General features: G+C 57.0%; 26 protein-coding genes. 22 read left to right on the top strand and 4 right to left on the bottom strand.

The window, feature by feature from the left end; genetic code table 11:
• Positions 1-91: 91 nt before the first annotated feature.
• The 5 genes from VVR27_RS01865 (at position 92) to folE (ending at position 6,050) form a co-directional block, all read left to right on the top strand.
• Positions 92-1,264 carry a zinc-dependent metalloprotease gene (locus VVR27_RS01865; protein WP_368546811.1) on the top strand — a complete coding sequence of 391 codons (1,173 nt, stop codon included), beginning with the start codon at positions 92-94 and terminating at the stop codon, positions 1,262-1,264.
• Positions 1,264-2,469, top strand: a complete 1,206-nt coding sequence (gene tilS / locus VVR27_RS01860; RefSeq protein WP_368546810.1) for a tRNA lysidine(34) synthetase TilS — start codon at positions 1,264-1,266, stop codon at positions 2,467-2,469. The genes VVR27_RS01865 and tilS overlap by 1 nt, the downstream gene beginning before the upstream one ends.
• Before the next feature lie 80 nt (positions 2,470-2,549).
• Complete coding sequence (gene hpt / locus VVR27_RS01855; protein ID WP_368546809.1) at positions 2,550-3,101, top strand: hypoxanthine phosphoribosyltransferase; 552 nt, start codon at positions 2,550-2,552, stop codon at positions 3,099-3,101.
• A 262-nt stretch (positions 3,102-3,363) separates the two neighbouring features.
• Positions 3,364-5,484: an ATP-dependent zinc metalloprotease FtsH gene (gene ftsH, locus VVR27_RS01850; RefSeq protein WP_368546808.1), complete on the top strand. Its 2,121-nt coding sequence runs from the start codon at positions 3,364-3,366 to the stop codon at positions 5,482-5,484.
• Positions 5,484-6,050, top strand: coding sequence for a GTP cyclohydrolase I FolE (gene folE, locus VVR27_RS01845; protein ID WP_368546807.1), 567 nt, complete (start codon positions 5,484-5,486; stop codon positions 6,048-6,050). Before ftsH ends, folE begins: the two co-directional genes overlap by 1 nt.
• 77 nt (positions 6,051-6,127) lie before the next feature.
• Here the strand turns inward: folE and VVR27_RS01840 are convergent, their stop codons facing one another.
• From VVR27_RS01840 to VVR27_RS01825, 4 genes are all read right to left on the bottom strand, one after another.
• A complete protein-coding gene (locus VVR27_RS01840; RefSeq protein ID WP_368546806.1) occupies positions 6,128-6,718 on the bottom strand; it encodes a hypothetical protein in 591 nt (196 codons plus the stop codon).
• Positions 6,718-6,951, bottom strand: coding sequence for a helix-turn-helix domain-containing protein (locus VVR27_RS01835; protein WP_368546805.1), 234 nt, complete (start codon positions 6,949-6,951; stop codon positions 6,718-6,720). The genes VVR27_RS01840 and VVR27_RS01835 overlap by 1 nt, the downstream gene beginning before the upstream one ends.
• A gap of 92 nt (positions 6,952-7,043) precedes the next feature.
• On the bottom strand, positions 7,044-7,175 hold the full coding sequence (locus VVR27_RS01830; RefSeq protein ID WP_368546804.1) for a hypothetical protein: 132 nt from the start codon (positions 7,173-7,175) through the stop codon (positions 7,044-7,046).
• 142 nt (positions 7,176-7,317) lie between these two features.
• Positions 7,318-7,485 (bottom strand): hypothetical protein, encoded by a 168-nt coding sequence (locus tag VVR27_RS01825; RefSeq protein ID WP_368546803.1) that lies wholly within the window; start codon positions 7,483-7,485, stop codon positions 7,318-7,320.
• 246 nt (positions 7,486-7,731) lie between these two features.
• On the opposite strand from VVR27_RS01825, the gene folP reads away from it, so the two are divergent.
• The 17 genes from folP (at position 7,732) to VVR27_RS01740 (ending at position 23,808) form a co-directional block, all read left to right on the top strand.
• Entirely contained in the window at positions 7,732-8,622 is an 891-nt protein-coding gene (gene folP, locus VVR27_RS01820; protein WP_368546802.1) for a dihydropteroate synthase, read from the top strand.
• A gap of 249 nt (positions 8,623-8,871) precedes the next feature.
• Positions 8,872-9,288, top strand: a complete 417-nt coding sequence (folB, locus tag VVR27_RS01815) for a dihydroneopterin aldolase (protein ID WP_251379503.1) — start codon at positions 8,872-8,874, stop codon at positions 9,286-9,288.
• The gene (gene folK, locus VVR27_RS01810) at positions 9,278-9,784 is read left to right on the top strand and encodes a 2-amino-4-hydroxy-6-hydroxymethyldihydropteridine diphosphokinase (protein WP_346872593.1); all 507 of its coding nucleotides are present in this window, start codon (positions 9,278-9,280) and stop codon (positions 9,782-9,784) included. Before folB ends, folK begins: the two co-directional genes overlap by 11 nt.
• Positions 9,781-10,305 (top strand): DUF3180 domain-containing protein, encoded by a 525-nt coding sequence (locus tag VVR27_RS01805; protein WP_368546801.1) that lies wholly within the window; start codon positions 9,781-9,783, stop codon positions 10,303-10,305. Before folK ends, VVR27_RS01805 begins: the two co-directional genes overlap by 4 nt.
• A gap of 95 nt (positions 10,306-10,400) precedes the next feature.
• On the top strand, positions 10,401-11,060 hold the full coding sequence (locus VVR27_RS01800) for a PH domain-containing protein (RefSeq protein ID WP_368546800.1): 660 nt from the start codon (positions 10,401-10,403) through the stop codon (positions 11,058-11,060).
• Positions 11,061-12,707, top strand: coding sequence for a PH domain-containing protein (locus tag VVR27_RS01795; RefSeq protein WP_368546799.1), 1,647 nt, complete (start codon positions 11,061-11,063; stop codon positions 12,705-12,707).
• Complete coding sequence (locus tag VVR27_RS01790; protein ID WP_368546798.1) at positions 12,700-13,365, top strand: ATP-binding cassette domain-containing protein; 666 nt, start codon at positions 12,700-12,702, stop codon at positions 13,363-13,365. Before VVR27_RS01795 ends, VVR27_RS01790 begins: the two co-directional genes overlap by 8 nt.
• Positions 13,362-14,738 carry a hypothetical protein gene (locus VVR27_RS01785; RefSeq protein WP_368546797.1) on the top strand — a complete coding sequence of 459 codons (1,377 nt, stop codon included), beginning with the start codon at positions 13,362-13,364 and terminating at the stop codon, positions 14,736-14,738. Before VVR27_RS01790 ends, VVR27_RS01785 begins: the two co-directional genes overlap by 4 nt.
• Before the next feature lie 57 nt (positions 14,739-14,795).
• Positions 14,796-15,692 (top strand): Rossmann-like and DUF2520 domain-containing protein, encoded by an 897-nt coding sequence (locus VVR27_RS01780; RefSeq protein WP_368546796.1) that lies wholly within the window; start codon positions 14,796-14,798, stop codon positions 15,690-15,692.
• Between the two features lie 37 nt (positions 15,693-15,729).
• Positions 15,730-16,638 carry a pantoate--beta-alanine ligase gene (panC, locus tag VVR27_RS01775; protein WP_409349918.1) on the top strand — a complete coding sequence of 303 codons (909 nt, stop codon included), beginning with the start codon at positions 15,730-15,732 and terminating at the stop codon, positions 16,636-16,638.
• Positions 16,639-16,724: 86 nt separating this feature from the next.
• Positions 16,725-18,182, top strand: a complete 1,458-nt coding sequence (gene lysS / locus VVR27_RS01770) for a lysine--tRNA ligase (RefSeq protein WP_345445721.1) — start codon at positions 16,725-16,727, stop codon at positions 18,180-18,182.
• 110 nt (positions 18,183-18,292) lie between these two features.
• On the top strand, positions 18,293-18,493 hold the full coding sequence (locus tag VVR27_RS01765; protein WP_345443605.1) for a hypothetical protein: 201 nt from the start codon (positions 18,293-18,295) through the stop codon (positions 18,491-18,493).
• A gap of 181 nt (positions 18,494-18,674) precedes the next feature.
• On the top strand, positions 18,675-19,028 hold the full coding sequence (locus VVR27_RS01760) for an Lsr2 family protein (RefSeq protein WP_345443608.1): 354 nt from the start codon (positions 18,675-18,677) through the stop codon (positions 19,026-19,028).
• Positions 19,029-19,443: 415 nt separating this feature from the next.
• A complete protein-coding gene (locus tag VVR27_RS01755) occupies positions 19,444-22,062 on the top strand; it encodes an ATP-dependent Clp protease ATP-binding subunit (RefSeq protein WP_368546795.1) in 2,619 nt (872 codons plus the stop codon).
• 127 nt (positions 22,063-22,189) lie between these two features.
• Positions 22,190-23,200, top strand: a complete 1,011-nt coding sequence (locus VVR27_RS01750; RefSeq protein WP_368546794.1) for a type IV toxin-antitoxin system AbiEi family antitoxin — start codon at positions 22,190-22,192, stop codon at positions 23,198-23,200.
• A 100-nt stretch (positions 23,201-23,300) separates the two neighbouring features.
• Entirely contained in the window at positions 23,301-23,543 is a 243-nt protein-coding gene (locus VVR27_RS01745; protein ID WP_368546793.1) for a hypothetical protein, read from the top strand.
• Complete coding sequence (locus VVR27_RS01740) at positions 23,515-23,808, top strand: hypothetical protein (protein ID WP_368546792.1); 294 nt, start codon at positions 23,515-23,517, stop codon at positions 23,806-23,808. The genes VVR27_RS01745 and VVR27_RS01740 overlap by 29 nt, the downstream gene beginning before the upstream one ends.
• The last annotated feature ends 205 nt before the right edge of the window (positions 23,809-24,013 follow it).

The raw sequence follows: 24,013 nt of genomic DNA, 5'->3' as shown, positions 1-24,013 counted from the left end.
GACTACAGATGATAGTGGGCAGCTCAGCAGGTAGAGAGAAGGAAACAGAGAACACGAGGGTGTCTTGTTCACTCCGGTAAAGTGAGGGTCTATGAATGCCTCACCCGCTCCCCAGCGTCCTGACAGTGCCCGCTCCGTGCCTCTGAATTTTGGGTTGGCCCACAAGGTTGCCAGCTTCATCACCCCCGGCGGGCCTCGGCTAGAAGACCAGCGCAAGCGTAGCGCCGTGGAGGATATGCGCTACGCCGCTACCGCCGCCGTGGATCATGTCTATGAAATCACCGGCTTAGAAGCTGCCCACAACCTGCACGACTCCGAGCTTCTCATCGTTGACCGCGCCACCTGGGTGCAAGCCAACGCCCAGTCCTTTGACGTCATGCTGGGGCCTGTGGCAGAAGAGGTGCTGGGTGGAAAGCTAGAGCACCTGACCGATACCCAGTACGCCATCACCGAGGTGGGCGGTGCCACCGAACTGGGTGCGGTGCTAGGCTTCCTCTCCACCCGCGTGCTGGGGCAGTATGACCCCTACGCCGCGATCGCCGGTCACGGAGCGTCCGGCGGCAGGCTTATGATCGTGGCACCTAACCTGGTTCAGCTCGAAAAAGAGCTCAATCTTGACCCCGCGGATTTCCGCCTCTGGGTGGCACTGCACGAGCAGACCCACCGGGTGCAGTTCGCCGCTGCCCCCTGGCTGCGGGATTACCTGCTGGCCACGATGCACGATTTAGCCAGGGAACTGGGGCAGGTCACTGAGAACCTACCCGAACGTCTTGCTTCTGCTGCCACCGGTGCGGTGCGCGGTATGAAGAACCGCGAAGCGCTGGGTGAAGGCACCCCCGCCCCCGGCGTTACCGCCCTGCTCAGCCCTGAGGGCAAGGAGCTTATGGGCCGGGTCACCGCCATCATGAGCCTGCTCGAAGGTCATGCCAACGTGGTCATGGACGCCGTGGACGGCTCCATCGTGCCCAGCGTCAAAACCATCCGTCGCCGCTTTGAGCGTCGCGGCAAAAACCAGGGCTTCTTCCCCCGTTTTATGGGCAAACTCTTGGGGATGGACGCCAAAATGTTGCAGTACAAAAACGGGCAAAAGTTTGTTCAATACATTGTGGATCAGGTGGGCATGGGCGACTTCAACCGCATCTGGGAATCCCCCGAGAACCTGCCGGCTGCCACAGAAATCACCAGCCCTCAAGCGTGGATTGACCGTGTACTCGGTGCAGCCCCGGCAAAAACTATCTCAGCACAAACCACCCCGGAGAACTAATGCAAGAGGCACGCAAAGGCAGGCTTAACCCCACCGTGGGTGCAGCGCGCGGGGCGTTGGCCTCCACCCTTAATGACGCCCTGGGCCCGTGTACCGTGGCCCCTGCAGGCCGGGCTACCCGAAACCGGCAAGACGCGAGCGCGCAGGACGTCGGTATCCAGCAAAAAAATACCGCCGCACCCCTGGTGCTGGTGGCGGTCAGCGGCGGCCCTGATTCTCTGGCGCTCGCCTCGCTCACTGCCCACTTTGCCCGCCGCGGTGATCTTCGCGCCGGTGCCATCGTGGTAGACCATCAGCTGCAAAAAGGATCGGGAGAAGTTGCCGAGAACACCGCCCGCGTTCTGCGGCAGATGGGGCTATCACCGGTTTTAGTAGAGAAAGTCACGGTTAATTCCAGTAGTGAGGGCCCAGAAATGGCGGCACGCCTTGCACGCTACGGGGCTTTTGAAAAGGCAGTCCGCGAAACCGGGGCCGCCGCCGTCCTTTTGGGGCACACCCTAGATGACCAGGCAGAAACCGTTCTGCTGGGTTTGGCGCGAGGTTCAGGCACTCGGTCGCTCGCTGGCATGCCCGCCCTCAAAGAAGAAAACGGTGTCACCTACCTGCGCCCTCTTTTGAGCGTACGCCGCAGTGAGATTGAAGAAATCTGCGCCGCCGAGAACCTGAACCCCTGGTACGACCCCACCAATACCGACCAGTCCCTCATGCGCGCCAAAGTACGCCACAGCGTCCTGCCCTATCTTGAGGAGCATCTGGGAGGGGACGTAGCCCTCTCGCTGGCACGCACCGCTGCCATCACCGGGCCGGACGCTCTCTATATGCACCAGCAGGCAGAAGCAGCCCTCACCCGGGTAGAAACTAGCCTTACTGAGGTGGGTGGCCTGGAAAAATTAAATCTACCCCCGGCAGCAGAAACAGCTGACCTGGTACTGCTAGACCGCGCCAGCTTGCTGAACCTTCACCCAGCTCTGCGGGGCCGAGTGCTGGCGCTCGCCGTCAAAAAAGCCGGTGGTTTCAACCCCGGGTTCGAGCGTTTAGGGGCTCTGAATGAGTTTGTGAAAGAACACTCCATTGCAGGCCCAATTCAATTACCGGGCCATGTCAGCGCCTACCGCCGCCGCCCTTCGGCCACCCTTTTACACCAGGGAAAACAGATAAACCTCAAAAAAACCGGGCTTATCGTTTTACTCAGCACCTCAAAGTAACCATACTTAAAGGTAGGACGCGCCGCCGCCCGGTAACGGGGGCGGTGCCATCAGCTTAAAACAACCAGAAAGCAACAGACGTGGACGCTAACGACGTACAGAACGACATCAAGCACGTTCTCTTCAGCAAAGAAGAGATTGACGCCAAAATTAGGGAGCTTGCCGCTCAGATCGATAAGGATTACAAGGGCAAGGACGTGCTGCTGGTGGGCGTACTCAAGGGCGCGATCATGGTGATGGCCGACCTTTCCCGTGCGCTTAAGGCCCACTACACCATGGACTGGATGGCTGTTTCCTCTTACGGCTCGGGCACCAAGTCCTCGGGCGTAGTTCGTATCTTGAAGGACCTCGACACCGATTTGACCGGCCGCGATGTGCTCATTGTTGAGGACATCATTGATTCAGGCCTGACCCTCAAGTGGTTGCAGCAGAATTTGGTGTCCCGCGGCGCGGCATCCGTGGAAATCTGCACCCTGCTGCGCAAGCCGAAGAGCGTGAAGACCGATGTTGACGTCAAGTATGTCGGTTGGGATATCGAGCCCGAGTTCGTCGTCGGCTATGGCCTTGACTTCGCGGAGCGCTACCGCAACCTGGACTGCATCGTCACCCTGGCACCGCACGTTTACTCCTAAACTGCCTTGAGCATTGAGCGCGCAGGTAGCCCCCGGGCACCTGCGCGCTGCTGTATCTAAGCCGGGTTAGGGCGGGTAAGGGGAGAGACAGCCCCGGCTTGCCCTTTAGCCCAGAGGCGAAACAAACCAGCATCACGGTTAGAATTCAGGAAACTTAGGTACATTAGATAGGTCTTTAAGTTCTTAGGCCCCGTTCGCGGCGGCAATAGAAAATGTAAGTGGTTGGGCTCGCCTAGCCCCGTCAGATGTGGAAGGCACGGCATTGACGCAAAAAACGGATAACACCCCTGATGGCAAGAAGAAGGGGTTCTTTGGCAAGCTGATTTCAGGGCCCTGGTTCTGGGTTCTTCTTGCCGTGCTCATTGCGGTCCCCATGCTGTTTGCTAACAGCTTCTCATCAGCACGCCAGGTTGATACCAACGTGGGCCTGGGGCTGCTGAACGACGATAAGGCGGTCAGCGCCAAGATTTACGACGGCGATCAGCGCGTGGATCTTGAGCTCAAGGATGACTACGTGAATGGTTCTGGTGAAAACCAGGGCAAGTCCGTTTCTTTCTACTATGTTGAGCCCCGCGCTGATGATGTGGTGGCGGCTATGGACGATGCCGGCTTGGAATCCTTCACGGATCAGCCGGTGCAGACCAACTGGTTTACCTCCATGCTGTCCTTCATGCTGCCCTTCCTCATTCTGGTAGCTCTCTTCTGGTTCTTGATGTCTCGCATGGGCGGTGGCAGCTCTCAGATCATGAACTTCTCCAAGTCAAAGGCTAAGAAGTTCAACAAGGACAACCCCACCGTGCGTTTCGCCGATGTTGCCGGTGTGGATGAGGCTCTGGCTGAGCTTGAAGAGGTGCGCGAATTCCTGGCTGAGCCTGAGAAGTTCACCCGTCTGGGCGCGAAGATTCCCAAGGGTGTTCTGCTGTACGGCCCTCCCGGCACCGGTAAAACCCTGCTGGCTAAGGCCGTTGCTGGTGAAGCCGGCGTGCCCTTCTTCTCCATTTCAGGTTCTGACTTCGTTGAAATGTTCGTAGGTGTGGGTGCCTCCCGCGTGCGCGACCTCTTCAAGGAAGCCAAGCAGAACCCCGCTGCCATTATCTTCGTGGACGAAATCGATGCTGTGGGCCGCCAGCGCGGCGTCGGCATGGGTGGCGGTAATGACGAACGCGAGCAGACCCTTAACCAGCTGCTGGTTGAGATGGATGGCTTCGACGGCACCTCTAACATCATCGTTATCGCGGCGACCAACCGCCCCGATGTGCTCGACCCCGCGTTGCTACGCCCCGGCCGTTTTGACCGCCAGGTGGGCGTGGACGCCCCCGATATGGCAGGACGCCAGCGCATCCTTGAGGTGCACGCCGCAGGTAAGCCCATCGATCGCCGTGTTGACCTGGGAACAATAGCTAAGCGTACTCCCGGTTTTACCGGTGCTGACCTGGCTAACGTCATGAATGAAGCGGCCCTGCTGACGGCCCGCGATGGCGGTAATGTCATTGATGAGCGTGCCATTGATGAGGCGATTGACCGCGTCATGGCCGGCCCTCAGCGTTCTTCCCGCATCATGAACGAGCACGATCGTAAGGTGACCGCCTACCACGAGGGCGGCCACGCCCTGGTTGCTGCTGCCCTGCGTAACTCGGCACCCGTCACTAAGATTACGATTCTGCCCCGTGGCCGCGCCCTGGGTTACACCATGGTCATGCCGCAGGACGATAAATACTCCACCACCCGTCACGAACTGCTGGATCAGATGGCCTACGCCATGGGTGGCCGCGCGGCTGAAGAGGTCGTCTTCCACGACCCCTCTACCGGTGCGTCCAACGATATTCAGAAGGCAACCGACACCGCGCGTAAGATGGTGACCGAATACGGCATGAGCGCCAAGGTAGGTTCGGTTCGCCTGGTCGCTAAAGAAGCTGATCCCTTCCTGGGTGGCGGCGGTGGCGGTGGCAACCAGTATTCCGACGCTCTGGCTGCCATTGTGGACGCCGAGGTGCAGGCCCTGCTGGAGGGTGCCCACGACGAGGCTTTCCAGATTCTGGTTGAGAACCGTGACGTGCTGGATACTCTTGCTATGACTCTGCTGGAGAAGGAAACCCTGCTAGAAAAGGATCTGGCAGAAATCTTTGCTAACGTACGCAAGCGCCCTGAGCGTGAGCACTGGTACTCCAAGGACACCCGCGAGAAGACCAACATCCCCCCTGTACTAGCCCCCAGCGAACGTGCTGAGGCAAATCAGGGTGAGAATGAAGAGTCTGAGGGTGCTCCCGTTGAGGGTATTGTGCAGCAGCCGGTGGTTGATCCCATGGACCATGGCACACCCCACCCCGGCGCAGCTGGTCCTGATGGCACCCCCGATGTGGACCCGCTCGGAGGGCAGCGCTAATGGCGGTGGATCAGCCTCGTATCGAGGCCGCAGTACGCGAGATTTTGCTGGCAATTGGGGAAGACCCCGAGCGGGATGGTCTCCTAGATACCCCTGCCCGCGTGGCACGTGCCTACGACGAGATGTTTGCCGGTCTGCATATGGATGCCGGAGATATTCTGGGAACAACTTTTGACATTGACCATTCCGAGATGGTGCTGGTCAAGGCTATCCCCTTCTTCTCCACCTGCGAGCATCACCTGGTGCCCTTCTACGGAACAGCGCACATTGGTTACATTCCCGGTGACGACGGAAAAGTAACCGGCCTATCTAAGCTGGCACGTCTGGTGGATCTCTACGCTAAGCGCCCTCAGGTTCAGGAGCGTCTGACTACCCAGGTGGTTGAGGCCCTTGAAGAGCATCTGGCTCCTTTAGGTGCCATTGTGGTCATGCAGGCTGAGCACATGTGCATGTCGATGCGCGGCGTGCGTAAGCCCGGCACTAAGACCGTGACTTCGGCAGTACGCGGTGCCCTGCGTGACCCGGCGACCCGGGCTGAGGCAATGAGCCTTATTAACGCTTCTTAGCCTTGAATATTGGAAAAGGGCCGGTTTGTAGCAACAAACCGGCCCTTTTCGTTGTGCCTTAGCACCAAGAGCACCTGTTAGATGGTGGCGTCGGTGTCCTCCTGCAGGGCCAGACCCCGGCGCAGCGCACCTTCGATGAAGAAGAGAGCCGCAATAAAGAGAATGGTCACCACACCCTGGTCTGAGAAGAAAGTTGTCTCTTTCTGCAGGGAGCCCAGAGCGTAGGCCCTGCTGACGCCAAAAGCTACTACCTCAGCGAAAATTGAGTAGCCAATCATTCCGGCCAGCAGGACGATGGGTACAGCTCGCAGGGTTGCCAGGGCTGTAACGGTGAAGTCAGCCTTCCGGTAGAAGGCTTTAGCCACCCGGTGCAGCAGCACCGCGGTGGCTAGATAGACCAGAAACTTCCAGGCATACCCAGCCCATGCAGCCACTACGGTGAGCTGGCTGAGATTCTCTGCGCTCACCCAGTGGGTGCCGCCGGTGAGCTCAGGGTTGAAACGGTGCAGGGGTGAGGGGATTCCTTGCTCAGGCCACTGCATGAGGGCAAGCCCAAGGATCATGAAGATAGCGAAACCGGTGTAGATGTAGGCGACGCTGAAGTTATGCTCTTCTGGCTGGTTCTTATTGCCGGCGTCCAGCCCCAGGTAATTTTTGAGTTTTCCCATCAGGAGGCTCCTTGGTCGTTATAGGTGAAGAGGTCGCCCGGACTGCAGGCTAAGACGTGACAGAGGGCGGTGAGGGTGGAAAAGCGGACGGCGCGAGCCCGGTTATTTTTGAGCACCGACAGATTGGCAACCGATACGCCCACCTGCTGGGAGAGCTCAACCAGGCTCAGGTTTCGCTCTTCTAGAAGCCGGTCAAGGTTGCACCTAATCTGGTGTTCTTGGTCTGGTGGCATACATTCCTCTCTGAATCAAAAAGCCTATCGTTTATCGATATGCTCTAGTGTGGCATATCGATAAACGATGGGCAAGAGTTCAGGCGGAAGGGTTAGCCGATGGAAGCTCCGGCCCGCTTTTCACGCTGGTAGAGTGCGGCGTCCAAACCCAGCATGAGCAGCAAGGAAACACCAAAGACCGGCAACGCCAGACCCAACAGCAAGAAACTCAGCCCAAGAGTCACCCAAGCCCAAAGTGGCACCGCCCTAAAAGCCTACCGAGTCAACCATCGTGGGGTAAGAGCGCTGGTTCTCCTGCACAATCCAGGTGGCACCCTGATCCGCCGCAGGCTTGATAATTACCTGCTGCGAATCAACATTGACTTCCTAGGCAAGGGCTAGCACAGCGTCATAAGAGACAGCGGACGCCCTGTCCTGCTGTGAGTGCCCGTGGCTGGAATGCTCGCCGTGGTCGGCGTGGGCATCGCTGCTCGCGGGGGCTGCTTCCAAGGTCTTGGTGACGCTGGGGGTCTGCCAGCCAAAGGCTTTTCGCATGTCAGAAATATTGCCGCCAACGCTGCGCAGAGGGGAATAGCCAGTGCCCAGGTCGGCATCTAGAGGAGCGGGTGGGTGTGAAGGCTGCCTCCTGCAAGCAAGTGCATGCAGAGGGATGAGAACAGCATAAAAGAGGCACTCAAAAGACCTTTGAGTGCCCTGTACTGTCGCATTGATAAAGGCATAAACAGCATTGTAAACCCAGGTAGGTTCTCACCAGGTACCTGCCACCCCTAAACTGGAGACATGAATTTACCGCACGCTCACGGCACGTTTGAAGCTCTGCCTACCGACCGAACTCTGGTGATGGGCATCCTCAATGTCACCCCGGATTCTTTCTCTGACGGTGGCCTGCACGCCACGACCGAGACGGCTGTAGCTCACGCTTTGCATCTGGTAGAGCAGGGGGCTGACATCATCGATGTAGGCGGCGAGTCTACGCGGCCCGGTGCGGTGCGCGTCCCGCTGTCTGAAGAGCAGCGCAGGGTGCTACCCGTGATTGAAGCGCTGGCAGCGCAGGGGGTTGTGATGAGTGTCGATACTCTCAACCCAGAAACAGCTCGGGCAGCTGTGGCCGCCGGTGCCCACATCATTAACGATGTGGCCGGTATGAGTTTGCGGGATGATATGACCGAAGTGGTAGCGGAGTTAAAGGTTCCTTACATCCTCATGCACGCTCGGGGCACCTCCCAGACCATGGATTCTCAGGCGACTTACGGTCGGGTTGCTGATGAGGTGACCGCTGAACTGCTGGGCTTGCGGCAGCGCCTCCTGGCCGGGGGAGTGGAACCCCAAAAAATTATCCTTGACCCGGGCCCCGGTTTCGCAAAACGCGGGGACCAGAACTGGCAAATTTTGGCGAGTATTGAGGGCCTGGTTGCCCAGGGGCATAAGGTTCTGGTGGCTGGCTCCCGCAAGCGTTTTATCGCCGCTGCTGTGCAGGCCAGCGACGCGGCGTCCGCGGGTCAACCCGTGGATCAGGTGGCTGAGCGTGCGCCGGCTGACCGCGACGTCGCCAGCGCCGCCCTCAGCCTGATGGCGGCGGAAGCCGGGGCTTGGGCGGTGCGGGTGCATAACGTGCGTGCCACCGTGGACGCTCTAACGGTGAGGTCTGCCTGGCAACAGGGCGCCGAATAGGTTAAAGAAATATACTTCTCACCGCTGAAATAAACGCTTCACAAAAGAAAAAGTGTTTGTGACCTTAACCTCCTTCATGAGTGATATGGAACTCAGTAAGCTGGGAGTTTCCGCAGAAAATCGGCAGAGTTTGAATACATCATGTTTAAAAGCACGAATTACTAGTAGCTCAAGTAGCCTAAGCACCGTGGATAATTGTTAGAGCAAGACACCAACGATGGTGCCCACTGACCCCGGTGAAAGGTGGCCATGCACGTTCACGAATCATCTAGCGATTTCACCCGCAGGGACTACTCGCGTGCCGACCGTATCACGCTGACCGGCGTGGGTAGCGTCGGCTATCACGGTGTGCTTAATACCGAAAAACAAACAGGGCAGCCCTTCTTCGTCGATATCACCATGTTCACCGATTTTGCCCAAGCTGCCTCTACCGACGATGTCGCTCATACCGTCAACTATGCTGAGGTCGCTGAAGTGATCCGCGAAATCGTCACCGGTGATTCCTTAGATTTGATTGAAACCCTGGCAGAGAACATCGCGCAGACGGTGCTGGAGCGTTTTCCGCTGGATGCTGTGGAACTAACGGTGCATAAGCCTAATGCTCCTATCGAAGTCACCTTCGCAGATGTTGCGGTCACAATTTTTAGGGAGAATCATGCCCGTTAAAGCTGTTCTTGCGCTGGGGTCAAACCTGGGTGCTAGTGAAGATACCCTGGCTCAGGCTGTTGCTGATCTTGCTGCTCACGAGAAGATTGAGATCACCCGAGTTTCACCGATTGCAATTACTGCACCCGTGGGTGGCCCCGCCGGTCAACCGGATTACACCAATATGGTCATTGAGATAGCGGTAGCTATGCGGCCCTTCATGCTCCTGGAGTATTGCCAGAGCATCGAAGAGAAGCACCACCGCACCAGAGAGGTACGCTGGGGCCCTCGCACTCTGGACATCGACATCATCGATATTGCCTCCCTCGAGATGGACGATCCCGACCTCACCCTGCCCCACCCCCGCGCCGCCGAGCGCGCTTTCGTGCTTGAACCCTGGGCCCGTATGGACCCAGCCGCCCAACTCATGGGATCCTCTGTACGTGAACTAGCGGATGTAGCCCCTGACGCGGAAGGGATTAGGGAGTTTCGCCCAGCCCCAGTGGTGTGCGCGTGAACCTGAAGCCCCGCGTACTGGCGCTCGCCCTTGCCGGTGGAGCCGCCACCGGCGCCATCGTTAATTCGCTGAGCGTGCGTAATGGGGGGCCGGAGCTTTCTCTGCCCGCCCTCATCTGGGTGGCAGCTCTCCTGATTGGCGGCGCAGTTCTTTATCTGGCTAGCCAGGTCAGTAAGTTCAGCAAACGTGAAACCCGCAGCCAGGCGGGCAACATGAATGCCCTGCTAGCTGCCCGCATCGTGGTTTTTGCGCAGGCACTGGCTTTGACCGGCGCACTGGTTATGGGCTGGCAACTGGCTATCCTGGTCTTCCAACTTGGCCTCATGAGCAGCCGCGCTTCTACCTGGCCGCTCGCAGAATCAGCTATCTCCATGGTGGCAGGGCTCTTTATGATGGTTTCCGGCCTCATCGCAGTAAACATGTGCAGAATCCCTCCCGGTGATGATGAAGACCGCGGCGGCACGGGTCTGGGTGAGGGCCTGCCGCAGACCGGGCCCCTAGCGAACCGCGAAAGTAAGTAGTAGCCTTCTTCGACAGATTATTTTCTTCGCCAGATTACATGCCTATGGAACAATGAACACTGAGGTTGATGAGTTACTAGGTAGAGAGCGCTTCCATGACTGAGAACAGGCTGATCGAAGATAATGACCAGGGGCAGGCTGTACGTCCTCCCGCTGTAGCAACACCTTGGCAGCAAGCCCAGGCGACTGAGACTTTTAGCTCCCCAGCTTTTACCCCCACTCTGCCTCCGCTTGACCTAGACGGTCTGGGCAAGGATTTCATCGACCCCGCCGACATTGAATGGAAGCGGGTGTCCCCTAAGTACCTCAAAGTGCGTATGATTTCTCGGGCTATCTGGTCGCTCATCATGATTGCTTTAGCCTGCCTTCCCCTGCTATTTACTGAGGTTCTGGGCTGGTGGAATATGCCCCTGTGGCTATCGGTATCTTTGGCCGCGGTGATGGTGGTGTGGCAAATCTGGCTGACCATTATTGTCAGACGCCAGGTGCGTGCCTTGGGCTACAGCGAACGTGCTGAGCACTTGTTGACCCGCAAGGGCATCATGTTCCGTAAAGTGCGAGCGGTACCCTATGGCCGTATCCAGTTCATTGACGTGAGCTCCGGGCCTGTTGAGAACATGGTGGGTCTTAGCCATCTCGACATCAAAACGGCCGGCGGAGCCAGCACGGTCCTTCCCGGGCTTGATAGGGCAGAGGCTCAGCGGCTGCGTGAAATTTTGACCGACCTATCTGATACCAAGATGGTGGGCCTGTAGGTGAGCGCTACAAAACCTGAAAACACAGCACACTCAGATGAACCTCTCAATCAGGAGCAAGAAAAAACTCTGACCTGGCGCCGGGCGCACCCGCTCTCACCCCTGGTCCGGTCCTGGCTGATCATCGTTGCCTTCCTTTTGGGGATTGTGCGCCCCGCTGTTGAAGACTTCTTTAGGGGCGATGATTCCCTGACCTTCCAGGATTTGGCGACGGTTCGCCCGCCTGAGTCCGGCATGCTGGCATGGTTGCACCTCTTTGGGAGTTTTTGGCTTCCGGTAGCGGCGGTGCTGGTTTTTCTGCTGCTACTGGTTCCTTTTTTCCTGACCTGGTTTTTTTACCGGTTCGCGGTGGATACCTCCAACGTTTACGTCAAGAGCGGCATGCTCTTCAAGACTGAGCGCAAGGCCCGCCTTGACCGGGTGCAGTCCATTGACGTCAGCCGGCCCCTGGTCGCCCGCATACTGGGGCTTGCTGAACTTAAGTTCGATGTAGCGGACGGCGCTGGATCAGCTTTGCAGGTGCAGTATCTTAGCTACCGAGAAGCACGCAGGCTGCGCGATGAACTGCTGGTCCAAGTGCGGGACTTGAAATCAGGCTCGAAGCCTAGCGCGGCTGGTAGCCAGCTAGAACCTGGGCACCCTGACTCTGCACCTGGTGTCCAGGCCGGGGAACACCACCTGCGTCAGCGCCTGGCTCAGCACGTCACCGAGAATTTCAGAGGGGTACGTGGTGAGGGCGAGCAACAGATTGTGCACGTGCCGGTAGGCAGGCTGCTGGGTTCCATGTTCCTCTCCTTAGGGGTCATCATTATCATGCTCATGGTGGTTACTATGGGTGGCCTTATGGTGTGGGCAGATGTAAGTATGGGTGCACTGTTTGCCTCCAATATGGCGGTGTTTGCTGGTCTGGTTTCTGCTCTCTGGAAGCGTCTGAATACCGGGTGGAACTTCAGGCTGGTGACTAGCCCTGATGGTCTGAAGACCCGTTTTGGCCTCACCGATACCGTTACAAAGACTCTGCCCGAGGGGCGTATCCAGTCGGTCAAGGTTACCCAGCCCTTGCTCTGGCGCCTGACCGGCTGGTACAAGGTATCTGTTGCTTTGGCTGGACAGGGCGAAGGCGAAAATACTGCGTTTGCGGGTGAGTTACTGCCGGTCGGCACGCGAGCTGACCTGCTGCGCATCCTACCTCTGGTCGTTCTCGATGAGACGCGCGGTGGAGCTTCTGCCGAGCAGTTGCATGCTGGTCTGGACGCTAAGGGCAGCGGGCACGGTTTCACAGCAGCGCAACTTACTGCCTGCTCCCGCATTGACTGGTTTGCCATCAGCCGTAACGCCTTTTCGCTGACTCCCGCCCTGCTGCTGGTGCGCGGGGGCATGACCACCAAGCGGTTGAGCATTACCCCGCACGCGAAAATTCAGCAGCTTGAACTGAAACAGGGGCCTGTGGGCAAACGCTTCGGCTACGCGGATCTAACGGTTACTGCCGCCGGTGCTATGGTGGGCAGAACCGAGCTGAGTTTGGTGGACACTGAAACGGCGCGTGCCCTGCTGGTACGCCAGGCCCAGCTGGGCGTCCATGCCAACCAGGTATTGGCTGCCCCGGGTGTTCGCTCACAGGCAGGGCGGAGGACAGCCCTTGATTGAGTTACTTGCTGCCAAGAAGGCCTTTAAAGAGAACCTGGTTTTTGAGGACGCCTCGGTGCAGTTGCATCCCGGCACCTACTACACCCTGACCGGCCCCAATGGCTCGGGCAAATCGACCCTCATGAAGTGTCTGCTGCAGCAAGAAGAGCTGACCGAGGGACACATGCTTTTGAATGGAGCGTCGGTCAAGTCCTCTTCCCTGCCCTTCCGCACCCAGGTCTTTGGTATCAATGACGCTATTGGATGGCTACCGGGGGTGACCGTGGGGCAACACCTTGAGATGATGGCGCGGTCTGCCGCAGAAATTAACGAGGCACTGGGCACTGACCCCGAGAATCTCTACAGTCCCCGCGAGGCCCTTGAAGAGCTGGGCGTGCCCCAGGCCTACGACCGGCAGCCCTACACCCTAAGCTCTGGGCAGGAGCAGCGCTCGCGCCTAGCATCCCTGCTGGTACGCCCAGCTCGCTACTATTTTCTGGACGAACCCGAAAAACGGTTGGATTCAGCCGGGGTGCAGTGGATAACCGAGTGGGTTGATCGGCGGGTTACGGACATCGGCGATATGGTCTGCATTGCTACGCATGACCCGCTGCTCAATGAAATAGCGGGTACCGTCAATCTGCGTTTCCCTCTGAACCAAGAAGAGAGCCGGGCGTGAGCGCCCTATCGGTCGCCCGCAGCCGCGGGGACCGTTTCGTAGAGGTCTACAATTCTTTCTTTTACGTGGCAGTATTTTTCGCTATTGCAGCCACTATGGCCTACGGGCTTCGCAATGTTCGCGGTACTTACCTTTACTTCACCCTCACCGATCAGCAGGCCCTCCCCTTCTTTGCCGGTGCCCTACTGATTTCCAGTGCTGCCTTTGCCTGCATCCTCTACCTTCTGGGGCCGGTGGCTTATTCATCCTCTGACCTCTTTTGGCGTTTTACCGGCCGCCTGCCAGTACGCAATCTTTGGCGACGCACCGACAGTTGGGCGGTGCTGGCGTCCTGGGGGCTGGTCTCCACTTTGCTCGCCACAATCTTTGCTCCTTTTTCAGCTGCCTGGCTGGTGGGAACAGCCCTTGCAACTCTGCTCTTCGGGGCGGTTCTTATGCAGGGAGCACTGGGTTGCCAACTGCTGGGCAGAAAGCTGCCCCTCTTGCTGTGGGCGGCAGGTGCTTTTACCCTTGGGGTGGTTGTGGTGTTGCTGACCACCACTAGCTTAGGGGCTGGCGTAAGGCTGAACCTCGTGCCTTTCCTTAGCGGCGGCTGGGTCTTGGCGGCGATGGTGGGTTCTTTAGCCCTAGCCCTCCGAACGGCGCGCACCCCGCTGGAATGGCGCGCAGCAACGGCGGCATACGGCCGAAGTTCAACGCTGCTCTATGCTTTGCACAATGTGGGCGGGCCTGATGGTTACCGCTACTATGGCTCGGAAAGTTCCCGTACCCGCCGCCGGTTGAGCTCAGCCTCGGCGGTGCGACTTTCGCTAGCGGCCTTGGCGGATAGCCTCTTACCGTTGATGCTCACCGCCCTGGTCAGCTTACCTTTTGCTATCTTCCTGGGAGTGGGGTTCGGTGCCCTCGGAGCGGGGGCTGCTATCGCACTGGGCACATGGGCTGTGGCCTCTTTCTACCGCTGGCTGACCCGTGAGTGGGCCTCCCACCAGGCTCTGCGCCAGTGGCTGGGGGCTCCCTACTTTCGCACCCTGCTGGGGTTCGCGTCAGGATCAGGTGTTGCTACAGCTGTCTACGTGCTGACCATGGCACTGGTTTTTCAGCTACCTCTGCAGCTAGCTTTGGGCGGACTGCTCTTTGGGCTTGCGATAGCACTGGGCGAGGTAAACCCGCCCACCCAGTTCAACTACGACCTCACCGTCACCACCATTGAGGGGCTGACCGTACCCCTTGAACCCATTATCGCTGCCGCAAAAACCGTGGGACTTTTGGTGGGTATAACGGCTTCCTTCATGCTTGGTGGTGCTGCTCCGCTACTAGTACCCGCAGCGTTGCTGGTAGCGCGAACCGTGCAGCACCTGCGCTCTGCCCGCTAGCCTGCCGCCTGCGCGTAGAATGGTGGGGCATCTGCACCTGCCACCGAAAGGCCGCCCGTGAATCCCCTGAAACCTGCCCGTCTGGGTATAGGCATTATTAGCGCCGGGAAAGTGGGAGCAGTTCTAGGGGCCGCATTGCGTGCAGCCGGTCACGCTATCGTGGGGGTGCACGCTGTTTCTGAAGCCTCCCAAACCCGCGCTGAGGCGCTGCTGCCCGGCGTCCCGGTGTTGGCTATCCCCGAGATTGTTGAACGCAGTGAAGTGGTTCTTTTGGCAGTGCCCGATGACGCACTGCCCTCCCTGGTCAAAGGCTTGGCAGAAACTAAAGCCTGGCAGCAGGGGCAGATTGTTCTTCATACCAGCGGACGCCACGGTACCGATGTGCTGGCCCCCGCTAAAGAGTGCGGTGCTATCGGTCTGGCTATCCACCCGGCCATGACCTTCACCGGGCTGTCCCTTGACCTCACCCGCCTCAAAACCACCAGTTTTGGTGTCACCGGCCCTGCTCCCTTCCTGCCCATTGCCCAGGCGCTAGCTGTTGAGATGGGTGGTGAGCCGGTCCAGATTGCTGAGGGAGACCGGGCGCTCTACCACGCTGCCCTCGCTCACGCTTCTAATCACCTGGTCACTATCACCGGTCAGTCCCTGCAGATTCTGCGGTCTATCGGGGTAGAAGATCCCGCTCGTTACCTTGAACCTCTGCTGCGAGCATCCTTAGATAACGCCTTATCAGCGGGAGAAAATGCGCTCACTGGCCCCGTGGCCCGCGGGGACGCTCACACGGTGGCTGCACACGCCCAAACCCTGGCAGGCTTCGCGGTAGAGGAAGAAGCGGGCGACATCAGTTCTGCTTACCTGGCCTTGGCACGCGCTACCGCCGAACGTGCCCACCGCCGCGGGGCGCTCACCGATGAGCAGTACAATAGTGTGCTTGCAGCTTTGACGGTAAACTAGAGCCTGTCGTCCAGTGAAAGGACCTCTCACAGTCGTGATGAGCCAACCCGCTATTACACACACCATCGCTGATCTTGGTAACGAGATGCTCCTAGCGCGCACCAGTGCAGCCAGCCAGCTAAGCGCCCAGATGGGCTCAAAAAAGCAGCTGACCGTTGGCTACGTCGCCACCATGGGTGCTCTGCATGAGGGGCATGCCACCCTGATTCGCCGCGCCCGCGAGCAGAATGACGTGGTGGTGCTGTCCATCTTTGTGAACCCCCTGCAATTCGGTCCCAATGAAGACTTCGACCTCTACCCCCGCACCCTTGAGGCGGACGCCGCGCTGGCAGCAGAAGCCGGAGTGGATGTTATCTTTGCCCCTACGGTTGAAGAAATGTACCCCGGTGGTCAGCCCCGTATTACGGTGTCCTCCGGCGAGCTGGGTCACCTCCTTGAGGGGAGAACCCGCCCCGGGCACTTTGACGGTTCGTTGACGGTGGTTAACAAGTTCTTCAATATTCTCAAGCCGCTGACCGAGGGCGCTATCCTGAATGCCTACTTTGGGCAGAAGGACGCCCAGCAGCTGGCCCTGATGCAGCGCATGGTCACCGATTTCAACCACGATGTGGTCATCAAACCTGTACCCATCGTGCGTGCGGATGACGGGCTAGCGCTATCTTCTCGCAACCAGTACCTCACCCCTGAGGACCGCGAAGCTGCCCTGGTGCTCTCCCGCACCCTGGCGCACCTGCGCGAAAAGTACATCACCGGCGTCCTTACCGATACCGCCGTGGACGAAGCGCGTGAGGCCATCAACAGCACCCCCGGCGTGCGTCTTGATTACCTTGAAGTGATTGACCCTGCCACCTTCCAAGCTCCCGTTGACGACCAGGGGCGTGTCCTGGCACTCGTAGCAGCCTACGTGGGTAACACCCGCCTCATCGATAACATGGACATTAACTAGACCACCTTTGCACCAACCTCAGAACGGGTAAACCATTGACTGAACAGGGCACTACTGTGCACGAAAAGAACGATGTCTCAGAGCAGATGCAGATTCGCCTGGACAAGCGCGCCAAACTGCTTGAATCTGGCCGTGAGGCCTACCCGGTGGGTGTGCCGGTAACGCACACTATCACCGAGATTCGCGAGAAGTATGATGGCAAGCTGGAGGCAGACCAGACGACCGGTGAGCTGGTGGGTGTCGCCGGCCGTGTGGTCTTTGTGCGCAATACCGGCAAGCTCTGCTTTGCCTCTCTGCAGCAGGGTAATGGAACCCGTATTCAAGCCATGATTTCTCTGGCCGGTGTGGGCGAAGAGGCGCTGGCTGACTGGAAGGCCCTGGTTGACTTGGGTGACCACGTCTTTGTTCACGGTGAGGTGATTTCTTCTCGCCGCGGTGAGCTCTCCATCATGGCGGACTCCTGGCAGATGGCTTCCAAGGCACTGCGCCCCATGCCTAACCTTCACTCTGAGTTGAACGATGAAACCCGCGTGCGTCAGCGCTACCTCGATTTGATGGTGCGCGATGAGGCTCGTCAGATTGTGCTCAAGCGCGCCAAGATTACCCAGACCGTGCGCGATGTGCTGAATAAGCGCGGCTACACTGAGCTGGAAACCCCTATCCTTCAGCTGATTCACGGTGGCGCTTCTGCCCGCCCTTTCACCACCCACCTCAATGCCTTTGATCAGCCCATGACGCTGCGTATCGCCACCGAGCTTTTCCTTAAGAGTGCAGCGGTGGGTGGCCTGGAACGCGTCTACGAGATTGGCCGTGTCTTCCGTAACGAGGGTGTGGACTCAACCCACAGCCCTGAGTTCACCACCCTGGAGTGCTACGAAGCCTATGCTGACCAGTTCGTGATGGCTGAGCGCATGAAGGAAATCATCATGTCCTGCGCTGATGCCGTGGGTGTGCACCAGATTGAAACCGAGGCGGGCACCATTGACCTGACCGGTGAGTGGAAGTGGCTGGGTGTTTACCCCGGTCTGTCAGAGGTAGTGGGTCAGGAAATCACCCCCGAGACCACGGTCGATCAACTGCGCGCAATTGCTGCACAGCACGAGGTTGCCGTTGATCCCAAGTGGGACGCTGAGAAACTGGTCGTCGAGCTCTTTGGTGAGATTGTAGAACCTACTCTCATTAACCCCACCTTCGTCTATGACTACCCGCCCTCCGCGCAGCCCTTGGCACGCCAGCACCGCAGTGAAGCTGGTTTGATTGAAGCCTGGGACCTCATCATCGGTGGCATGGAACGCGGCACCGCTTTCTCTGAGCTGATTGACCCCGTGATTCAGCGTGAACGCCTCACTGAGCAGTCCAAGCTGGCAGCCGGCGGCGATGACGAAGCTATGCAGCTGGACGAAGGCTTCCTACGCGCTCTGGAACACGGAGCACCCCCCATGGGCGGCCTGGGGCTGGGCATTGACCGTCTCGTAATGCTCTTCACCGGTGTGGGTATCCGTGAAACCATTCTCTTCCCACTGATGAAGCCTGAAGCCGAGTAAGTCAGGCTGAGAAGCACCTATAAATATCGCCCATTGGCTCTAACCGATGGGCGATATTTTTGTGTTCACGGTAGATTGGTAGGAGCGAAACACTAAGGAAAAGAGTCACCATGGAATTCTTTATCGGGCTTCTTCCCTCTATTGGGGCGGGCTTGGGCCTCTACTTCATCTTGCGGTGGATTAGCCGAGCTGACCGCACAGAACGTGCGGCTAAAAGCGATATTCAAAAGGACGCTGAGGCATGGTATGAAGCGGTCAAGAAAGATAAAGGCACTAAAGACCCTTTTGGTGCCGGCAAAGAAAGTAAATAATTTACCGGTAAAATTTTCCCTCATTTCCCATTTTTATTCTCTCGGTGTATATTAATGAATGATATAGGTTCTCCTGTTAACTTGTTTCTAAACTTTTACCGAATCATCCCGTTTTCGGTTCTTGTGCGTTCATAAGGGTTCCTTGCCTTAATCACTGGATTATTTATATGAGGAGATAGTAGTGGCTCAGAAAGTAAAGATTATTCTTGAAGATGATCTTGATGGCGGCCCCGCAGACGAAACCGTTCGCTTTGGACTAGATGGTGGATCATTTGAAATTGATCTGTCCAGCGCTAATGCGGCTCGTCTTCGCGACGCAATCCGCCCCTTCGCTGCCAAGGCTCGCCGTGTACAGGGCAATCGAGCGCCCGGCCGTCCCGCCGGTTCACGTACCACCGTAGGTACTACTAAGCGCAACCCTGAAATCGCTGAAATTCGTCAGTGGGCACAGGAGAACGGTTACAAGGTATCAAGCCGTGGCCGTATTCACCAGGAAATTCAGGACGCTTACTACGCTGCTAAAAAAGATAAGTAGGGTTTAACGTCTCATACTAAAGGTGGGTATCCCCTGATAAGGGGATACCCACCTTTGTATATGTCAGCAAGGGATTAGCTTTCTCATTATAGTGGGGGCTTTAATGAGTGTATCCCCTGGGAATTAGAGGCGATAGGTAAATAGTGGAAGCAGGGGGTTACTCAGAGATTCGCCAGGCTTTGGTTTTAAATATGCGATTGAAATAAATCTGCTGCCACCATTGGGTGTTCACCGGCATTCGACCAATATAATCTTCCCTCTCTAACGTCCGGTGCGTGAAATCTACCTTTTTCCCTCAAAGTCGGCTCATTTTACTTTGTTGGCGAACGCAGTTCATTCCCTGGCGAACAGCCCCCCGCGCCCTTACAAAGACGCGTAATCTTTGGGGTAATAATACGTTTCCAAGGAGTGTTCAATGTTTGAACGGTTTACTGACCGCGCTCGCCGAGTAATCGTGCTTGCTCAAGAAGAAGCACGCATGCTCAACCACAATTACATCGGTACTGAGCACATTCTGCTCGGTCTGATTCATGAAGGCGAAGGCATTGCTGCCCGCGCACTGGAATCACTGGGAGTGAATCTGACGGCTGTCCGGGAGCAGGTGCAGGAAATCATCGGTTCTGGCCCCCAGGCATCCAGCGGGCACATTCCCTTCACTCCGCGCGCCAAGAAGATTCTCGAGCTGTCCATGCGTGAGGCTATTCAGCTCAACCACGGCTACATTGGCACCGAGCACATTCTGCTGGGCATGGTGCGTGCCAATGAAGGCGTCGCCAACCAGATTCTGTCGAAGCTGGGTGCTGAGCCTGCTAAGGTGCGCCAGACCGTTATGGATCTCATCTCGGGATACCCTGGCAACAGCTCTGAAGGCAACAAGGAAGCCGCCGGTGTTGGGGCGGGTAACTCACGCGAAGGCACTCCCGCCGGTTCAGCCATCCTGGACCAGTTCGGCCGTAACCTGACCGCTGCTGCACGCGAAGGTAAGCTTGATCCCGTTATTGGGCGCTTCAAGGAGATGGAGCGCGTCATGCAGGTGCTCTCCCGCCGTACCAAGAACAACCCCGTGCTGATTGGCGAACCCGGCGTGGGTAAGACCGCTGTCGCTGAGGGCCTGGCTCAAGCTATTGTTGCTGGGGACGTCCCCGAAACCCTCAAAGACAAGCACCTCTATACCCTGGATTTGGGTTCTATGGTGGCAGGTTCACGCTACCGTGGTGACTTTGAAGAGCGCATGAAGAAGGTACTCAAGGAGATCCGCAACCGCGGTGACATCATCCTCTTCATCGACGAGATTCACACCCTGGTGGGTGCTGGTGCCGCCGAAGGCGCTATCGACGCTGCTTCTATTCTTAAGCCTATGCTGGCTCGCGGTGAACTGCAGACCATCGGTGCAACCACTCTCGATGAATACCGCAAGCACATTGAGAAAGACCCGGCTCTTGAGCGCCGTTTCCAGCCTATCCAGGTGGACGAACCGGCTCCCGAAATGGCTGTTGAAATTCTCAAGGGCCTGCGCGATAAGTACGAGGCGCACCACCGCGTCACTATCTCCGATGAGGCCATTGAGACCGCCGTTAACCTGGCTCACCGCTACATCTCAGACCGCTTCTTGCCCGATAAGGCAGTTGACCTGATTGATGAGGCCGGTGCTCGCCTGCGCATCAAGCGCATGACCGCTCCGCCCGAGATTAAGGTGCTTGAAGAGCGTATCGCAAAGATCAAGGGCGAAAAAGAAGAGGCTATCGCCGCTAACGAGTTTGAGAAGGCAGCAGACCTGCGCGATAAAGAGCAGAAGCTGATTGCTGAGAAGGACGAAGCCGAGAAGACCTGGCGCAATGCCGGCGACGCCTTCGGTGAGGTTACCCCCGAAGTTATCGCCGATGTCCTGGCTGCCTCTACCGGTGTGCCCGTCTACAAGATTACCGAGGAAGAGACCGACCGCCTACTCAAGATGGAAGACGAGCTACACAAGCGCATCATCGGTCAGGAGAACGCTATTAAGGCGCTCTCCCGCTCCATCCGCCGCACCCGCGCTGGTCTGAAAGACCCCAAGCGTCCCGGTGGTTCCTTCATCTTCGCCGGCCCCACCGGTGTCGGTAAGACCGAGCTGGCTAAGGCCCTGGCAGAGTTCCTCTTCGGCGATGAAGATGCCCTCATCACCTTGGACATGTCTGAATACCAGGAGAAGCACACCGTTTCTCGTCTCTTCGGTGCCCCTCCCGGGTACGTGGGCTACGAAGAGGGCGGCCAGCTGACCGAGAAGGTGCGCCGCAAGCCCTTCTCCGTGGTGCTCTTCGATGAGGTTGAAAAGGCTCACGCTGACCTCTTCAACTCACTGCTGCAGATTCTTGAGGACGGTCGTCTGACCGACTCTCAGGGTCGCGTGGTGGACTTCAAAAACACCGTTATCATCATGACCACCAACTTGGGTTCACGTGAGATGGCGCGCCGTGTGCCTGTCGGCTTCCAGCAGGTGGGCGATGACGCCGGCTCCTACGAGCGCATGCAGGGCCGGGTGATGGAGTCGCTCAAGGAGCACTTCCGCCCCGAGTTCCTCAACCGTGTGGATGATATCATCGTCTTCCCGCAGCTCTCCGAGACCGAAATTCTGCAGATTGTTGACCTCTTTGTTGCCCGCCTGGCTGAGCGTCTGCGTGAGCAGGACATGTCCATTGAGCTGACCGATAAGGCGAAGGTTCTTATGGCGACCAAGGGCTATGACCCCTCGATGGGTGCCCGTCCGCTGCGCCGTGAGATGCAGCGCAACCTCGAAGATCCCCTGTCAGAGAAGATTCTCTTCGGTGAGATCAAGCCCGGTGAGAAGATCACTGTGGATGTCGAGGGTGAAGGCGAGTTGCAGAAGTTCATCTTCTCTTCAGCGCCCCTGGGTGAGCTGGATAGCGCCAGCTTTGAGAAGGCTTTCAAGCAGGACGAGGCTGAGGAAGTTCCCGCAGTTCCCGAAGCTGAAATCGCCAACAAGGTTGCCGAGCAGCAGGTTGAGGCTGAGGACGCCCGCGAAGCTGACTCGGAGTAGTCCTGATACATAAAACAGTAGGGCCTTCAAACGCTTGCTCGTTTGAGGGCCTTACTTTTATTAATTTTATTTGTCAAAAATGTTCAGCTGAGTAACTATCTTCAGTTATTATGAACTCATGGTCCGAGTGAAGAAAATTGCTAATATCAGTGCTTTCGTAGTATATTTACGCAACCTAAATATAGGGCATGTTTCCGTAGGGAATTCTCGTGGCGGAGGCGGGGAAATCTTAACCCTCTTACTGGATGGGGCTACAGAGACAGTGATGGTGCCTTTTTCTGGTCTTTCGTATGAAGATGCCCTTGAAGTAAAGAAGCAAAACCCCTACGCACTATTCATTATCAACAGGGTACTTTCTGACCTGGAGCATGCTCGCTGGGCTTCGTCAGGCCTGAATTTTATTGATATGGCAGGGAATCTCTTTATTAGGGCGAAGGGGATCTACTTGCGTATTGAAGGTAAACAGCAGGTTCTTAAGGCTTTAAAGAGTGGTGGTGAGACCACGCCAGCGCACAATAAATTAGCCGAAATTGGGAGGGCCTTCTCAATTAGCGGCCTAAAGGTCTTGTTTGTGCTTTTGGTAGAGCCGGATTCTCTTAACTGGACGGTCGCGAAAATTGCGACCACAGCGCATACCTCAACTGGAACTGTCTCAACTGTCTTTAAAGCCCTGGAATCTGAAGGATATTTAGCGATTGATGGGCGCTATCGAAAGATGAGGCACCAGCGCCATCTGCAACGGCGGTGGATTGAGCACTATATATCAACCCTCAAACCGTCTCTGAAATCACGTTGGGTGCAGGGGCTTAACCCCCAAGAATGGCGTATCGAGGTGAGCGAAGGCAGGGTTCCCGGTGCAATTATGGGAGGTGAAAACGCTCTTGCTCTGAAGACCGGAATGATTGCACCGATGACTACCCTGTTTTACGGTCAACCGCCTTGGAAAGAAATTACTACCGCCTACCGGTTGAAGACCGCGGAAGAAGGAAATACCGAGTTAAGTGAGATTTTCTGGGAGCCTCATGTTTTGACCCCAGATGGTGTAGTACCCGACCTCCTTATTTACGCTGATTCGTTAGCGACTGGAGATTCCAGGCAAATAGAAATTGCGCAGAATTGGATGGGCGCGTATGGCTAATCAATTTAAGAACTTTAAGGAGCACCCTCCTGCGGAGGTCTTCGCGTACCTTGCTCCGCGTGTTAAGAAATTAGATGAGGTATTAGGGCAGGGTAGTCACATGCTTATTGGGGCTTATGTGCGTGACTACTACCTTCTGAAAGCTAAGCTAGGTGCTTATCGTAGCACTCAGGATATCGACTTCAGCGTTGCGGCTGCTGCGCGAGGAGACTTCCTTCAGCGGCTTGAGCGCATTGGTAAGCAGAGTGGTGTAGGCCCTGGTCAAAGCTCCTCACAGGATAAGTCAGTACTGTGCAGAGTTATGGAGGGAGGTATTGACGTCGATATTCTTCCCTTCGGGTGAGCTTGCTCCAAACGGGATTTTTAAGGTTGGTGAAAGGAGCTGGGACGTTACCGGGCACCTAGAGTCTTTTCGGGTAGCTGAGCTATGGGAGCTAGACTCAGATGCTGTCGTTAAAATTCCACCTCTCCACTGCATGCTTGGGTTAAAAATCATTGCATGGGACACTCGGCACGAGATGTATTTCGATAAAGATGCTGAAGATTTCCATAAACTGCTAGAAGCCGGCGTGAGGATAGTGGAGGAAATAATTTTTGATTCAGAGTAAGGCCAATACTGCCTTGAAAAGTGGGACTACGATACCCAAAAAGCTTCAGTAGGTCTTCTTGCTGGTCAGTTAAAAGAAGATTTTAAAGGGGCCTCTCTAGGTCGTTGCCTGGACGTGCTAAACGACAAAGGTAAAGCATCAGAATTTCTCAGGGCCGCAGAAAATAGGGGGCTTTTAAGTGGTAAGGTCTCTGAGACCGAGTATA

It is taken from the genome of Rothia sp. LK2492 (genome assembly GCF_040946345.1).
Classification (GTDB): Bacteria; Actinomycetota; Actinomycetes; order Actinomycetales; family Micrococcaceae; genus Rothia; species Rothia endophytica.
The sequence above is the reverse complement of the archived record's forward strand: the minus strand, read 5'-3'. Positions and strand labels throughout refer to the sequence as shown.

Bases quoted from the DNA above. Each gene is read 5' to 3' on its own strand.
- folP (WP_368546802.1), top strand. From the start codon at position 7,732: ATGAATTTACCGCACGCTCACGGCACGTTTGAAGCTCTGCCTACCGAC.
- VVR27_RS01745 (WP_368546793.1), top strand. From the start codon at position 23,301: ATGCTTATTGGGGCTTATGTGCGTGACTACTACCTTCTGAAAGCTAAG.
- folE (WP_368546807.1), top strand. From the start codon at position 5,484: ATGGCGGTGGATCAGCCTCGTATCGAGGCCGCAGTACGCGAGATTTTG.
- VVR27_RS01755 (WP_368546795.1), top strand. From the start codon at position 19,444: ATGTTTGAACGGTTTACTGACCGCGCTCGCCGAGTAATCGTGCTTGCT.
- tilS (WP_368546810.1), top strand. From the start codon at position 1,264: ATGCAAGAGGCACGCAAAGGCAGGCTTAACCCCACCGTGGGTGCAGCG.
- VVR27_RS01840 (WP_368546806.1), bottom strand. From the start codon at position 6,718: ATGGGAAAACTCAAAAATTACCTGGGGCTGGACGCCGGCAATAAGAAC.
- folK (WP_346872593.1), top strand. From the start codon at position 9,278: ATGCCCGTTAAAGCTGTTCTTGCGCTGGGGTCAAACCTGGGTGCTAGT.
- VVR27_RS01825 (WP_368546803.1), bottom strand. From the start codon at position 7,485: ATGCGAAAAGCCTTTGGCTGGCAGACCCCCAGCGTCACCAAGACCTTG.
- lysS (WP_345445721.1), top strand. From the start codon at position 16,725: ATGCAGATTCGCCTGGACAAGCGCGCCAAACTGCTTGAATCTGGCCGT.
- VVR27_RS01765 (WP_345443605.1), top strand. From the start codon at position 18,293: ATGGAATTCTTTATCGGGCTTCTTCCCTCTATTGGGGCGGGCTTGGGC.
- VVR27_RS01800 (WP_368546800.1), top strand. From the start codon at position 10,401: ATGACTGAGAACAGGCTGATCGAAGATAATGACCAGGGGCAGGCTGTA.
- VVR27_RS01835 (WP_368546805.1), bottom strand. From the start codon at position 6,951: ATGCCACCAGACCAAGAACACCAGATTAGGTGCAACCTTGACCGGCTT.
- VVR27_RS01865 (WP_368546811.1), top strand. From the start codon at position 92: ATGAATGCCTCACCCGCTCCCCAGCGTCCTGACAGTGCCCGCTCCGTG.
- folB (WP_251379503.1), top strand. From the start codon at position 8,872: ATGCACGTTCACGAATCATCTAGCGATTTCACCCGCAGGGACTACTCG.
- panC (WP_409349918.1), top strand. From the start codon at position 15,730: ATGAGCCAACCCGCTATTACACACACCATCGCTGATCTTGGTAACGAG.